The sequence below is a fragment of the Agromyces sp. NPDC056389 genome (assembly GCF_042262385.1).
In the GTDB taxonomy this organism is placed as follows: Bacteria; Actinomycetota; Actinomycetes; order Actinomycetales; family Microbacteriaceae; genus Agromyces.
Window position 1 is genome coordinate 360,958 of sequence record NZ_JBHJPN010000001.1, and the last position, 13,554, is coordinate 374,511.

A 13,554-nucleotide genomic window follows, 5' to 3' on the forward strand; every position below is an offset into this window, starting at 1 on the left:
ACCTCGCACTCGTGGCGGCTACGGCATCGCCATCAGGGGCAACCCGACGCCTGGGCGAGCACGAGCTCCAACCCGCGTGCGTCGCCCTCGCGGGCGGCGTTCCGGAACGCGCGGAAGAGCCGTTGATGGGCTGACCGGTCGACGACTCGCTCCCGGGCGACCGCGAGGTGTTTGCGAGCACGGCTGACGAGTTGCCGTGCAGCCGTCTCGGTCGTGTCGATGACGGCGGCGATGTGCGTGTACGGGTAGTCGAACCCCACGCGCAACACGAAGGCGGCCCGCTCGGCAGGCGTGAGCCGTTCCATCATCAGGTACGTCGCGTGTTCGAGTGCTTCCTCGTGCTCGACGTCGGCGGCAGGGTCGTCCGACGCCGTCACCGGGCTTTCGAGCAACGGCTCGATGGATGTCTCGTGGCGGACCCTCGCGCTCTGCAGAACGTTGATCGCGGCGCGCGTCGTGGCGGTCGCGAGGTAGGCCATCGGCTCGCGCACGCTCGCCCGGTCGCACAGCTGCCACCGCAGCCAGACCTCCTGCACGACGTCCTCGGCCTCGGCGGGGCTCCCGAGGATGCGGTACGCGATGCCGAAGAGTCGGCGTCGACCCTCGATGAAGACCGTCAGACCGACGGTCGTGTCCGGCGCGGGGGCGAGTGCAGTGGATCCCATGGATCACACACAACCGGGATGGCGTGCAGGACGAGTGCAGGGTCAGTGCATGCTCAGTGCATGCGATTGCATGGAACTCAGTCGGCCGGCTGACGCTCCATCTCGCCCATGGCGTCCTCGATCCACGCGCGCAGGATCACCCCCTCGTTCTCCTTCGTCATGAAGTCCTCGTGATCCCGCACGAGGCGGTCGAACCGCTCCCGCGCCTCGTACGCCTGATCCCTGCGACCCGCACCAGCGGAGGCGATCGTCGTCGCCATCGCGCCGTACGCCTGGATCATCACGTCGAGCGAGCCACGCGTGGTCTCGACGAGATCGAGGCACTCGACGAACTCCCCGCGTCTGACGTGCACCATCGCCCGATACATCACCGCATAGGGGGCCAGGTACTCGGACTTGGACGCGACGACGTGCAGATCCGCTTCAGCCGTGACGACGTCGAGCTCGTCGGTGGTGCCGTACATCAGGACGGCGTGAGCATGGGTGACGAGCGCGATCGCGAGGATGTCGGATCGCTTCGATCTCCGGGCGGCCTCGACCGACTGAGCGGTCAGCTCCAAGCGTTTCGAACCCGCCGCGTGGATGTGTCCGAGGTTGCGCAGGGTGTTCGATTCGCCCACGTGGTCGCCCCAGGCGCGATAGGTCTCGAGCACACGCTCGAAGTGGCGCTCCGATTCCGCCTCGAAGCCGCTCATGCCGAGGTTCACGGCGAGGTCTCGTCGAAGCTCGACCTCGAGACGTTCGTCGCCGCACCGCTTCGCAGCGTCGGTCGCCTGGGCGATCACCTCGATCATGATCGAGGGCGCGTCGACCGCCTGCCGCATCGGCCGCCAGTCGAGTGCGATCAGCGCGGCTTCACGGTCGAGGCCCAGGAGGAGTGCGATGCCGAACGTCTCGAGAACGGCCTTCCGCTCTGCGAGGAACCACCTGACGGCGTCGTCCGATGACTCGAAACTCGAGATCGCGTCAGCGATGGGCGGCGGCGACTCCACTTCGACGACGGCAGGCCGGCCGAAGGCGAGATACGCGCGACGCGTCATGTGGACGTAGTGGCCGACGAGTCGTCGTTGCGCCTCCGCGCGTTCGTCGGTGCCCTCCGCCAACTCCCGGGCGTATGCACGGAGCAGGTCGTGGACCGCGAACTCGCCCTTCGCGACGGTCACGAACATGTTCGCGCCGACGAGCTCGCCGAGAATCGCGGATATGCGCGCCAGATCGAAGTCCGCGATGCTCGCGAGTGCAGCACGGGGGTGGGTGACGCCCGGGTGCACGGATGCCAGTCGGAACAAGCGGGCGGCATCGGCCGAGAGCGCGCGATACGACCATTCGAACGTCGATCTCAGGTCGTTGTCGGCGTCGAGCGCGAGCACGTCGAGCGCCGACGCCGTGGCCGACAGTCCATCGGCGACATCGTGCATCGCCTCGCGAGACCCGGCCGCGGAGGCCGCGGCCAGGGCCAGGGCGAGCGGAAGGCCGGAGCAGGAAGCGACGATCGAATCGATGGATGCCGGATCCGATCGCACTCGAGCCTCGCCCAGCCTCCTGATGAGGAGGCGCCTCGACTCCTCATCGGTCAGCCGGCGCAACGGCACAGGGACGGCACCGTCGTGAACGACCAGGCCCGGGAGGTGCGATCGACTCGTGATGATCACGAGGCTCCCCGGAACGCCGGGCAGCAGTGATCGCGCCTGGTCGGCGTCAGCGGCATTGTCGATCACCACGATCATGCGCCGTCCGCCGATCGCCCGGCGGTACGCCTCCCTCAACGGGTCGACTCCGCCCTGGATCCCGGCAACGGATCCGCCGAGGTCTGCCAGCAACTGACCCAGAGCCTCCGTGTCCGACAGCGCCTCGCCTGCCGGCGCGTATCCGCGCAGGTTGACGAACAGCTGGCCGTCGGGGAATCGCTCGGCGACGAAGTGCGCCCACTGCACCGCGAGCGTCGTCTTGCCGATTCCGGCCATGCCGCTGATCGCGAGTATGGCGGGCTCGCCTCGCAAGGCGTTCGCCGTTGTCTCCTCGAGCAGGGCGCGGATACCTTCCCGCTCCACGACCGCTGCGGGGGCGAGTGGGAGCTTCTGCGGGGCTACCGCGCCGGGCGCGGCGCGCTCGTCATCGCTCAGGACGTCGTCGACCGCGGCCTGGAGCTCGGCGCCCGGCGCGATCGAGAGTTCCTCCCAGAGGCGTCGCCTGGCGGCGTCGTAGACCGCGATCGCATCGGCTCGACGACCGCAGCGCGCGAGCAGTGTCACCAGTCTCGCCTGCAGGCGTTCATCGAGGGGGGCGTCGGCCGCGACGCTCTCGATCGCGACGGCGAGTGACGACGGATCACGCAACTCGAGCGCGCACTCGGCCGCATCGAGCGCAAGTGCGATCCGGTCCCGTTCGACCGCGGCGAACGACGGTCGGGCCAGCGCTTCCCAGCCGAGCCCACTGAACGGCGTTCCGGCGGCGAGTTCGAGCGCCTCGACGTACGCGAGCGCTGCGCGCTCGACCGAAGACCGCCGCGCCTCGGACCACAGTTCGGAAACTCTCTGGAGGTCGGACTCGACGACTGCGGGGTCGAGACGGTATCCCTCCCCCGCGCCGAGCACCGCCGTTCCAGTGGTTCGTGCCGGTAGCTCCGGCTCCAGCAGGCGACGCAACTCGCCGACATGCCGTTGCACCTGGTTGACCGCCGTCGACGGCGGCTCATCGCCCCACAGCAGATCGACGAACTCGCCGATCGAGACCGTCCTGCCGCGGGCAGCGATGAGGCTCGCCAGGATGAGCCGCTCACGAGGCGGTCGACTCATGAGATCGACATCAGGGCGGAGCAGGCGCAAGCCGCCGAAGACCGCCACCGAGACTGCGTGCTCGATGCGACCCGAAGGAGCTGAGGAGAAGGTCAACGCACCCGCCAATCGGCCCACGGTGCGTGAGCGTGACCAGAATATCCATCAGAACCCCGACGGCGACGTAGCCCGCTGCATTTGTGTCACAATCCTCCGGACGTGAAGCCCGCCGGACTGGGCGGCGGGTTGCCGCGTTGCTGGGACCGCACGGATCGCTCGTCGGGCGCGGGTGGAGGGTTCGCCGCTGGCGCCATCGGCGGTCCTGTCAGCGGCGCCGGCGTACCTTCGTCGAGCGGCGCCGCTTCACCGACGTCGACCACCGGCGCGATGACCTCGAGCAGTTCCGATCGCGCCGCGTCGTACTGCAGCGTGCCGAGGTAGCCGTTGTGGCGCGCCACGCTCCAGAGGTACGTGCGGGGCATGCGCTCGCTCGCGCCGCGGTCGATCGCGTCACCGGGCCGGTAGCGGTTCGCAGGGAAACCCAGATAGTCGGTTCGGCGCCAGAGGTTGCGCCAATGAGGCTTCGTCGCGCTGGCGCCGCAGAGCACGGATACGAGCGTCTCCGATGGCTTGGCCGCGGCCGCGAGGGTTCCGGCATCGGAATCCGCCCGCGACCAGGGCCGCCACCACCGCTTGGGACGCGACATGCCGTACTCGCGGCGGATCTCTGCGGCCCAGGGATCCCGCGCGACGAGGGAGGGTTCGAAGGTCGGTTCGTTGCCGATCACCCGCGGTCCGAACACCGCGGGGAAGAACCGGCCGAAATAGGCCCGGAGCTGCACACCGTACGTGAGCATGGCGAAGCGGTCGGTCGGCACCTCGGCCCGGACGTTCTTCGGGTCGTCCCCACCGTCGCTGATCGGCGCGCCGCCGGAGAGCACGGCGAAGGCGACTGCGACCGCGATCGGTGCGCCCATGGAGTGCGCCGAGAGGAGGACGGCCCGCTCGCCCTGCGCGCCGCCGGCGAACCAGTCCTCGATTCGCTCCTCGAGTTCCGGCACGGTGCGTTCGGCGTAGCAAGGCGGCGTGAACGGATGTCCCGCTCGGGGGAAGAAGCAGATGATGTCCCAGACCAGACCGAGCGGGCGCTCGGTCGACGTCACGGCGTTCGTGATCACCCAGGTGGTGGCGGCGATCGCGAGGAAGCCGAGCGCCCATGCCGACACATCTGTCAGGGACATCCAGAACATGCGTTGCTCGGTCTCTGCGGCGCCCTTGGCGAGCTCGGCGAAGTACGGGACGGTGAGCGGCACGAGCGCGATGGCGGTCAGGATCGCGAGTGCGGAGAGGATGGGCTCGCCACGGTGCGCGAGGCCTGCGAGGCGGCGTGCCGACGCGACGGCCCGCTCCTTGTCGTTCAGCGATCCCTCGATCGCGGGGTACGGATCGCCAGCCGCCAGATCCTCGATGCCGCCCCGGTTCTCGTCGGCTGTCCGCCGAGGCGACGGCGTGTCGGTCGGGAACGCCAGCGTCGGCACCAGCAGCCGGGGCACCTTCGAAAAGGCCGTCGAGGCCACGACGATCGCGAGCGCCAGCAGCGCGACGAGGATGAAGAGGAGCGATACGGAGAAGCGCTCGTAGAAGTCCGGTGCCACGAGCGACTGGTTGGTGCCGTCGGGCAGGATTCGCCAGATGCGATCGTCTGTCTCGGCTGACACCGTCGACGTGGACAGCCACGCGTGCGCTCCGATCACGAGCAGGCTGGTGATCACCATCGAGGAGAAGAGCGAGAGGAGCATGGAGACCGCGGCTCCATTGCCGTGCCAGCCGAGGAATCGTCGCTCGAGCCTCTCGGCCTTCGAATGGAAGGCGTAGCCGATGAGCAGTGCGAGGACCGCCAGTCCTGCGGCCACGTAGGACAGCGCTGCGTGAGCGACCTTGTCGTCCACGGCGATCAACTCGCCGTAGAGCACCGACCCGAAGGCCAGGATGAGCACCAGACCGCTCCAGAAGCGGCGACGGGGGTACGCCCAGGTGAGACTCCAGAGAGCGATGAGCGCGCAGACGGTGGCGATGACGCCCGGGGTGATCGTGAGGCTGGCGTACTCCCGGTCACCCGCTCCGGCGGAGCCCTCCGGTGTGCCGATCGCAAGCCACACCCAGAGGGCGTACGAGAGGATCGAGACCACGAGCAGGGTGAGCGCGAGCCCGCGGACGACGAGGATCGGCGGCTTCTCGGGGTCGACCCCGCCGAGTGCACTCAGCACGAAGGCACCCGCGATGAGTACGAACGCCACAAAGACGGCGGCCGCCTGGATGGGCGCCGTCGCGACCGCGTAGCCCGGCCAGTCGAACGGGTTCGCTACGCCGGTGAACGGGGCCACCTCCACGACGGCGTCGAAGGCGAGCAGCAGGAGCACGAGCGCAAGCGCGCCGGCGAAATGCGCGCGCTCCGAGGTCGGGCCGATCCGCGCGACGCGCCAGAACCCGCGGGAGCCGAGGAGCGGTTTCGCGGGGGGTTCAGTGTGCACCGCTGAGGCGGGCGCAGCAGAGGCGGTCTTCGGCGACGATTTCGTCGCAGCTCCGGCCCTGCTGATCTTCGACGTGGCGGTCCGAGCCGAGTGGGCTTTGGGCTCGTCGGAGTTCGCCAGGACCGTGTCCTCGACGCCGACCTCATGGCGGTTCGGTTCGAAGGTGCCGCGCACGCGCAGGCCGATCAGGTAGATGAGCAGCATGACGATCACGGGCAGGATGCTGAAGAGCGCGGACCGGCCGATCGGTGTCATGCCGACGAATGCGTCGAACCACTCGGGCAGCGCCGCGCAGACGAGCTCGGGGTTCCCGGTGCGGTAGCACTGCACGGCGACGAGATCGACCGAGACCGACATGAACCCGGCCGTGTAGAAGAGCGTCTGCAGCAGCCCGAACCAACGAATCCACACAGCGCCGATGCCGGCATTCCAGCGCGGACGCGCTGCGGTTGCGCCGTCAGTGCCAGCCACAGCGGGGCGAGCCGCCTCGCCCGCCACCTCCTTCGGCGGCCGCTGGTCGTCGCCGGGGATGTTCCGCCGCGTCCAGTACGCGAGGTTCGTGAGCCCGAACGGCAGCACGAACAGCCAGCTCAGGTGCACGATCGCGCGGCCGATCAGGGCGAGCGCCGAGCCGCCGCTGCGGGCTTGGTTCCCCCACGAGTAGGCCTCGATACGGTGTGGGGCATCCGTACCGTCGTCCTGCTTGCCGTCGGCGCGGATCCAGAACGATCCATTCTGGTCGCCGATGCTCTTCTCGACGTGGTCGGCGGTTGTCGACAGCATGTCCTGCGGCGGCGCGTTGGCAATGCCGTGGATGCGGATCTCGAGAACCTGCGTCGTCGCCATGGCCTGTCCCCTTCACGATGGAGGTGAAAGTCTTGAGTCCGAGCAATGCTCATATTCCACCCTTGCTCGGGCGTTCGCATCAGGGTCGGCACCGAACTGACGCAGGCTGCAGCATCGGGGTCGACCGCGTTCGATCACCCGCCTCACGTCGGCAGGTCGAGGCTTCGCCACCACCCTGTCGACAGGCGGCCACCGATCCTGCATTCGTCGTCTGACCTGCGCGGTTGCGGATCGCTGTGTGCATCAGGGCGATTGAGGAGGCCCCCCCACGGGGCTTGCACGCAAAAACCCCCGAAGAACCTGAGTTCTTCGGGGGAATTGGTGGATCTGAGGGGACTCGAACCCCTGACCCCCTGCATGCCATGCAGGTGCGCTACCAGCTGCGCCACAGACCCGTTCTGCCTCGCTTGAGGCAACGAATTGAGCTTACACCAGCCTCCGCCCGCAGACGAAATCGAGGGACCCTCGACCGGTGGAGCCCGCCCCGATCAGCTGCTCGCGGCGAGCAACGGCGCCACGGGAAGCGCCGGGCAGTCGGCCCAGAGGCGCTCGAGACCGTAGTACAGACGCTCCTCCTGGTGGAAGACGTGCACGACGAGGTCACCGAAGTCGAGCAGGATCCATCGCCCGATCTGGTGCCCCTCGCGGCGCTTCGTCGGCGTGCCGGCACGGCCGAGCACGTCTTCGATCTCATCGGCGATCGCGATGACGTTGCGCTCCGAGTTGCCGGTGACGATGAGGAACACGTCGGCGAACGGAATCTGGCGTGACACGTCGAGTGCGACGAGGTCGTCGCCGCCCTTCGAATCAGCCGCACGCGCTGCCAGTGCGAGCGTCTCGAGGGCCTGGTCGGATGCAGTCATGCGCTCACTTCCGGTGCGTTGTGGTTGTCTCGGATCAGAACAGCCCCGCGACGGCGCCGATGACGAGGGTGGCGACGACGCCGAGTGCGAGCACTCCGGCGGTCACGGCGAGCACGAGCGGAACGTTCATGCCCTCCTTCTTCGGCGGGGCGATCATGGCGCGGGCTGCGCCCTGGGTACTGATGGCACGCGTAGCCGCGACCGGCGCGGCGCCGGTGCCGGCTTCTTCGATCTGGTCGAAGAGGCGGTCGACATCGGACGAGTCGATGCGACTCGGGTGCACGCCCGTCGCGCCGTAGGAACGCGGAAGGTCGATCGACCCGGTGGCGATGATCTCGCCGCTGGCCGCGAGCGGGGTGCCGCCGAGCGATCCGTGGTCTGGCAGCGTCGGCAGGATCAGCGCGTTCGTGGTCGTGGGGACACCGTGGCTGACACCGCCACGGGACAACAGCTGGTCGAACGGCTCGGCCGACTCGACCGGTGCGTTCAGCTGCGAGGTCCAGTGCCCCACCGCGGGCGACGGTGAAGCGATGTCTCCATCGGGGCGAACCGGATGCACCGGGCCCCCTGCCACCGGGAACGACGCAGCGGCCGGAGTCGGCTGCTGCGACTGCGGAGCGGGACCATCGATCTCGTCGTCTTCGAAGTCGAACTCGTCGAGCTGGTTGCCATCGAGCATGGCCCGAAGCTCGCGACGGGTGAGTGTGCGCTCTGGCGTCGTCGCCTCAGACGAATCGCGCTCCGGAGCCGACTGCGGCTGCGCAGCGGCCGCACGCGGATACGACGCGGCGTCGGCCGGCGACTGAACCGGGGCAGGCGCCGCGGGTGCCGGCGCAGGAATGACCGGACGCGGCGCGAAGGGGCTCTGCTGCGGAGTGGTAATCGGCGGAGCCGCCGGGAACGCGACGCCGGGCTCGCCGAAGCCTCCGGCCGGGCGGGGTGCCGCATATGCGGGACTCGCCGCCGAAACCGGCAAGGCGGGCGCAGGAACCGACTGCGCGGGTACGGGCTGCGCGGGCATCGAGTGCACGGGCGCAGCGGGCGCCGGCATCGACTGCACCGGGGCGGGCTGCACAGGTGGCTGCGGCGCAACGGGCGGGAAGGTGTCGGGGACGGGAAGCGTCTGCCCAGCGGCATCCGGGGTCGCCGAAGGCTCCTGCTGCTCCAGCAGTCGCTCGCGTTCGCGCATTTCGCGGCGCGTCAGCGGCGGATCCTGCGACGACGTCATTCGACACTCCGGTAGAGATGGTGCTTGGAGATGTACTGGACGACCCCATCGGGCACCAAGTACCACACCGGGAAACCCCGGCGCACCCTGCTCCGGCAATCGGTCGACGAGATCGCAAGTGCCGGAACTTCCAGCAAGCTTACGTCTTGCTCCGGCAAACCCGAAACGGACAGGACATGTCCCGGACGACTCACAGCAACGAAGTGCGCGAGATCCCAGAGTTCCTGCACATCTTTCCAGGAGAGGATCTGGGCGATGGCGTCGGCGCCGGTGATGAAGTAGAGATCGGCATCGGGGCGTTCCCGGCGGATGTCGCGCAGCGTGTCGATCGTGAACGTCGGCTTCTCGCGGTCGATGTCGACCCGGCTCACCGTGAACCGCGGATTCGACGCCGTGGCGATGACCGTCATCAGGTAGCGGTGCTCGGCCTGCGTGACGTTCGACTTGTAGCTCGGCTGCCCGGTCGGCACGAACACGACCTCATCGAGGTCGAGCGACTGCGCCACCTCGCTCGCCGCGACCAGGTGGCCGTGGTGAATCGGGTCGAACGTTCCACCCATCACTCCGATACGAGGCCGGCGCTCCGCGACCGTCATCGCGTGCTCGCCCGCCTCAGTGGCCGCCGTGCTCGTCTCCGGCGTGGCGTGCGGCGTACGCCGCGGCCTTGGCGGCGTGGCGGTTGGCCACGTCGCGATAGGACGCGACGACGAACCCGAGGGCGGCGAAGATGACGAGTGCGATGAGGCCGTAGACCCAGGACTCCATCGGCAGCTCTCTCGCGTGCACCGTCTCGGTCAACACCGTCGCGGTCTGCACTGCGGTGACAAGGCTCATTCGCCGTTCCTTTCGAATCCTGCGGGTCGTGCTCCAGACAGTCTAGCGAGGTCAGGCGCGCACATGTCCGGCACCACGCACGATCCACTTCGTGCTCGTGAGCTCGGGCAGGCCCATGGGCCCGCGAGCGTGCAGTTTCTGCGTGGAGATGCCCACCTCGGCGCCGAAGCCGAACTCCGCCCCGTCGGTGAATCGGGTCGATGCATTCACCATGACGGCGGCGGCGTCGACCTCGTTGAGGAAGCGTTCGGCGTTGCCGAGATCGTTCGTCACGATCGACTCGGTGTGCTTCGTCGAGTACCGGCGGATGTGCGCCATCGCGTCGTCGATCGAGTCGACGACGCCCACGGAGATGTCGAGCGACATGTGCTCGGTGGCCCAGTCCTCGTCGGTGACGGGCTGCACCTCGGGCCGGATCGCGCGAACGCGCTCGTCGCCGTGCACGGAGACTCCGGATGCCTCGAGCCGCGCGATCACCGGCGGCAGGAGTCGTTCGGCCGCGTCGACGTGCACGAGCAGCGTCTCGAGCGCGTTGCAGACGCTCGGCCGCTGCGTCTTCGCGTTGTGCACGAGATCGACCGCCCAGTCTTCGCGAGCGCTCTCGTCGAGGAACATGTGCACGACCCCTGCCCCGGTCTCGATGACCGGCACCTTCGCCTCGTCGACGACGGCGCGGATGAGTCCGGCGCTGCCCCGAGGGATCAGCACGTCGACGTAGTCGCGCGCCTGCATGAGGTGACGAGCACCGGCGCGGCCGAAGTCGTCGACGGTCTGCACCGCGTCGGCGGGCAGGCCCGCTGCGGCGAGGGCGTCGCGCAGCACGCCGAGCAGTACCCGGTTCGTCTGCTCGGCGGCCGTGCCGCCGCGGAGCACGACGGTATTGCCGCTCTTCAGCGCGAGCACGGCGATGTCGATCGTCACGTTGGGCCGCGCCTCGTAGATCGCCCCGATGACCCCGAGCGGCACGCGGATCTGGTCGATTCGCACGCCGTTCGGCAGCGACCGACCACTGACCGTGTCCCCGACGGGGTCGGTGAGTCCGATGACCTCGCGCACGGCGTCGGACAGCGCCGCGACCCGCCGCGCGTCGAGGGTGAGTCGATCGAGCAGCCCGGCGCCGAGTCCGGCAGTGCGACCTGCTTCGAGATCGAGCGCGTTCGCCTCGATGATCTCGTCGGAACGCTCGGCGAGCAGCACGGCGACCTGCTCGAGCGCCGCGTCCTTCTCAGCGGTCGAGGCGCGGGCGAGGCGCCGTGAGGCGTCCTTCGCGGCGGCGAGACGGGTGTCGATCACCGAGACGTCGAGGTCGAGCTGCTCCATGCCCCCAGCCTAGGCGAGCAGGGTGTCGCGCTCCGCTGTGTGACGCGACGGCGCCGGGTCGAACCAGGTGCCGATGTCGTGGCCCGCAAGCGCCTCGGCGACGAGCGGCGTCGCCGTGATCAGCACCGACGTGCCGGCGTCGGCCGCGATGCGGGCCGCCGAGACCTTGGTCTCCGCTCCCCCGGTGCCGACCCCGGCGCGACCGGCTGAGCCGATCTCGACACCGGCGAGCTCGTCGCCGTAGGGCACGTGCTCGATCCGACGTGCACCGTCGAGGTGCGGCGGCTTCGTGTACAGCGCGTCGACGTCGGAGAGCAGCACCAGCAGGTCGGCACCGATGAGTTCGGCGACGAGGGCCGCGAGCCGGTCGTTGTCGCCGAACCGGATCTCGTGCGTGGCGACGGTGTCGTTCTCGTTGACGATCGGAAGGATGCGGAGCGAGAGCAACCGGTCCATCGCACGCTGCGCATTCGATCGGGGGGTCGAGTTCTCGAGGTCTCCCGCGGTGAGCAGCACCTGCCCGGCGAGCACGCCGTAGCGGTCGAGGCTCGTCTGGTAGCGCCACATCAGCACGTTCTGGCCGACCGCTGCCGCAGCCTGCTGGGTCGCGAGGTCGGTCGGTCGCCCGTCGAGGCTGAGGAACGGGATGGCCGTCGCAATCGCGCCGGAGGAGACGAGCACGATCTCGGCGCCCCGTGCGTGTGCGGCGGCCAGCGCATCGACCAGCGGACCGATCTGCTCGGAGTTCTCGCCGCTGATCGACGAGGAGCCGACCTTGACGACGATGCGGGAAGCGGCAGGGATCTCTGCGCGGGTGGTCGGGGTCATTCCCGGTCCTCGCCGCTCGAGTCCTTCCCGGCTCCGGCACCCGTGTCGCGGGCCGCGTCGGCGCCTGCAGCGCTCTCTGCGTCGGTCTGCTCGTCGAGCTCGTTCCACATGCCCGCCGTGCGCTCGCGCTCGAGTTCGGCGCGTGCCTCCGCCTTGGCGTCCATGCGCTCGTAGTACTCGCTGCGTCGCTCGGCACGCGTGGCGCGTCGGTTCTCGTCGAGTCGCGCGTCGGTGCCGCGCGGTGCCGTGATGAGCTCGGCCGTCGAGGTGAGCGTGGGCTCCCAGTCGAAGACGACTCCCGCCCCCTTGCCGATCACGACGGTCGAACCGGCATCGGCGCCGGCGCGCACGAGCGCGTCTTCGACGCCGAGCTTCGCGAGGCGGTCGGCGAGGAAGCCGATGGCCTCGTCGTTCGTGAAGTCGGTCTGCTGCACCCAGCGCTCGGGCTTCTGGCCGAGCACCCGGTACATGGTGCCGTAGCTGCCGCCTTCTGCGCGCACGGTGAAACCGGGGTCGTTGGAGGCCTTCGGCCGCATGACGATGCGCTCGGGCGCCGGCGGGGTCGCGGCTTCGGCCTCTGCACGAGCCGTGTCGACGAGCTCGCCGAGCGCGAATCCGAGCTGGCGGAGGCCTTCGTGGCTGACCGTCGAGATCTCGAACACGCGGTAGCCGCGCGCCTCGAGATCGGGGCGCACGAATTCGGCGAGCTCGCGCGCCTCGGGCACGTCGATCTTGTTGAGCGCGATGATCTGCGGGCGCTCGAGGAGCGGGAGCTGCCCCTCGGGCACGGGATACGCGGCGAGCTCCGCGAGGATGACCTCGAGGTCGGAGATCGGGTCGCGGCCGGGCTCGAGCGTCGCGCAGTCGAGCACGTGCAGCAGGGCGGAACACCGCTCGACGTGCCGGAGGAACTCGAGTCCGAGGCCCTTGCCCTCGCTGGCGCCCTCGATGAGGCCGGGAACGTCGGCCACCGTGAAGCGGTGGTCGCCCGCCTGGACGACCCCGAGGTTCGGGTGGAGCGTCGTGAACGGGTAGTCGGCGATCTTCGGTCGCGCGGCCGACATGGCGGCGATCAGGCTCGACTTGCCCGCCGACGGGTAGCCGACGAGCGCGACGTCGGCGATGGACTTGAGCTCGAGCGTGATCTCGACCTCGTCGCCGAGGGTGCCGAGCAGCGCGAAGCCCGGGGCCTTGCGCTTCGTGGTCGCGAGGGCCGCGTTGCCGAGACCTCCGAGACCGCCGGCCGCCGCGACGAAGCGCGAGCCGGGCTCGGTGAGGTCGGCGAGCTCGTCGCCGTCGGTGTTCTTCACGACGGTGCCGACGGGCACGGGCAGTTCGAGGGTCTCGCCGACGGCCCCGGCGCGGTGGTCGCCCATGCCGGGCTGACCGTTCGCGGAGGAGCGGTGCGGACGCCCGTGGTAGCCGAGCAGCGTCGTCACCTGGGGGTCGGCGATGAGCACGATGTCGCCGCCGGTGCCGCCGTTGCCGCCGTCGGGGCCGGCGAGCGGCTTGAACTTCTCACGGCGGACGGAGACGCAGCCGTTCCCGCCGTGACCGGCACGCAGGAACAGCGTCACCTCGTCGACGAAGCTGACCATGCTGCATCCTCCAAACCGAGTAAAACACGTGAGGGCGGGCCGAAGCCCGCCCTCACGATGAACGTCG

At 69.3% G+C, this 13,554-nt stretch carries 10 protein-coding genes and 1 tRNA gene; all 11 read right to left on the reverse strand.

The features are described 5' to 3' along the window. Positions 1-32: 32 nt before the first annotated feature. The 11 genes from ACFCVM_RS01810 to obgE all read right to left on the reverse strand — a co-directional run bounded on the left by ACFCVM_RS01810 (position 33) and on the right by obgE (position 13,487). Complete coding sequence (locus ACFCVM_RS01810; protein WP_375833140.1) at positions 33-665, reverse strand: sigma-70 family RNA polymerase sigma factor; 633 nt, start codon at positions 663-665, stop codon at positions 33-35. A gap of 77 nt (positions 666-742) precedes the next feature. Beyond that, complete coding sequence (locus tag ACFCVM_RS01815) at positions 743-3,556, reverse strand: BTAD domain-containing putative transcriptional regulator (protein ID WP_375833143.1); 2,814 nt, start codon at positions 3,554-3,556, stop codon at positions 743-745. An 86-nt stretch (positions 3,557-3,642) separates the two neighbouring features. After that, positions 3,643-6,816 carry a hypothetical protein gene (locus tag ACFCVM_RS01820; protein WP_375833146.1) on the reverse strand — a complete coding sequence of 1,058 codons (3,174 nt, stop codon included), beginning with the start codon at positions 6,814-6,816 and terminating at the stop codon, positions 3,643-3,645. A 319-nt stretch (positions 6,817-7,135) separates the two neighbouring features. Continuing rightward, positions 7,136-7,211: transfer RNA gene (locus ACFCVM_RS01825), tRNA-Ala, on the reverse strand. 93 nt (positions 7,212-7,304) lie between these two features. Continuing rightward, the gene (gene rsfS / locus ACFCVM_RS01830; RefSeq protein WP_375833149.1) at positions 7,305-7,679 is read right to left on the reverse strand and encodes a ribosome silencing factor; all 375 of its coding nucleotides are present in this window, start codon (positions 7,677-7,679) and stop codon (positions 7,305-7,307) included. 34 nt (positions 7,680-7,713) lie between these two features. Continuing rightward, positions 7,714-8,358 (reverse strand): hypothetical protein, encoded by a 645-nt coding sequence (locus ACFCVM_RS01835; protein ID WP_375833151.1) that lies wholly within the window; start codon positions 8,356-8,358, stop codon positions 7,714-7,716. Between the two features lie 545 nt (positions 8,359-8,903). After that, positions 8,904-9,503 (reverse strand): nicotinate-nucleotide adenylyltransferase, encoded by a 600-nt coding sequence (nadD, locus tag ACFCVM_RS01840; RefSeq protein ID WP_375833153.1) that lies wholly within the window; start codon positions 9,501-9,503, stop codon positions 8,904-8,906. Between the two features lie 16 nt (positions 9,504-9,519). After that, a complete protein-coding gene (locus ACFCVM_RS01845) occupies positions 9,520-9,741 on the reverse strand; it encodes a hypothetical protein (RefSeq protein ID WP_375833156.1) in 222 nt (73 codons plus the stop codon). Between the two features lie 51 nt (positions 9,742-9,792). Then, positions 9,793-11,061: a glutamate-5-semialdehyde dehydrogenase gene (locus ACFCVM_RS01850; RefSeq protein ID WP_375833159.1), complete on the reverse strand. Its 1,269-nt coding sequence runs from the start codon at positions 11,059-11,061 to the stop codon at positions 9,793-9,795. 9 nt (positions 11,062-11,070) lie between these two features. Then, entirely contained in the window at positions 11,071-11,889 is an 819-nt protein-coding gene (gene proB, locus ACFCVM_RS01855; protein WP_375833161.1) for a glutamate 5-kinase, read from the reverse strand. Beyond that, positions 11,886-13,487, reverse strand: a complete 1,602-nt coding sequence (obgE, locus tag ACFCVM_RS01860) for a GTPase ObgE (RefSeq protein WP_375833163.1) — start codon at positions 13,485-13,487, stop codon at positions 11,886-11,888. The genes proB and obgE overlap by 4 nt, the downstream gene beginning before the upstream one ends. Positions 13,488-13,554 lie beyond the last annotated feature (67 nt).

What these genes read in the sequence shown, in the direction of transcription:
- ACFCVM_RS01810 (WP_375833140.1), bottom strand. Translation starts at nt 665, where the DNA reads ATGGGATCCACTGCACTCGCCCCCGCGCCGGACACGACCGTCGGTCTG.
- ACFCVM_RS01820 (WP_375833146.1), bottom strand. Translation starts at nt 6,816, where the DNA reads ATGGCGACGACGCAGGTTCTCGAGATCCGCATCCACGGCATTGCCAAC.
- rsfS (WP_375833149.1), bottom strand. Translation starts at nt 7,679, where the DNA reads ATGACTGCATCCGACCAGGCCCTCGAGACGCTCGCACTGGCAGCGCGT.
- ACFCVM_RS01835 (WP_375833151.1), bottom strand. Translation starts at nt 8,358, where the DNA reads ATGCTCGATGGCAACCAGCTCGACGAGTTCGACTTCGAAGACGACGAG.
- nadD (WP_375833153.1), bottom strand. Translation starts at nt 9,503, where the DNA reads ATGACGGTCGCGGAGCGCCGGCCTCGTATCGGAGTGATGGGTGGAACG.
- ACFCVM_RS01845 (WP_375833156.1), bottom strand. Translation starts at nt 9,741, where the DNA reads ATGAGCCTTGTCACCGCAGTGCAGACCGCGACGGTGTTGACCGAGACG.
- ACFCVM_RS01850 (WP_375833159.1), bottom strand. Translation starts at nt 11,061, where the DNA reads ATGGAGCAGCTCGACCTCGACGTCTCGGTGATCGACACCCGTCTCGCC.
- proB (WP_375833161.1), bottom strand. Translation starts at nt 11,889, where the DNA reads ATGACCCCGACCACCCGCGCAGAGATCCCTGCCGCTTCCCGCATCGTC.
- obgE (WP_375833163.1), bottom strand. Translation starts at nt 13,487, where the DNA reads ATGGTCAGCTTCGTCGACGAGGTGACGCTGTTCCTGCGTGCCGGTCAC.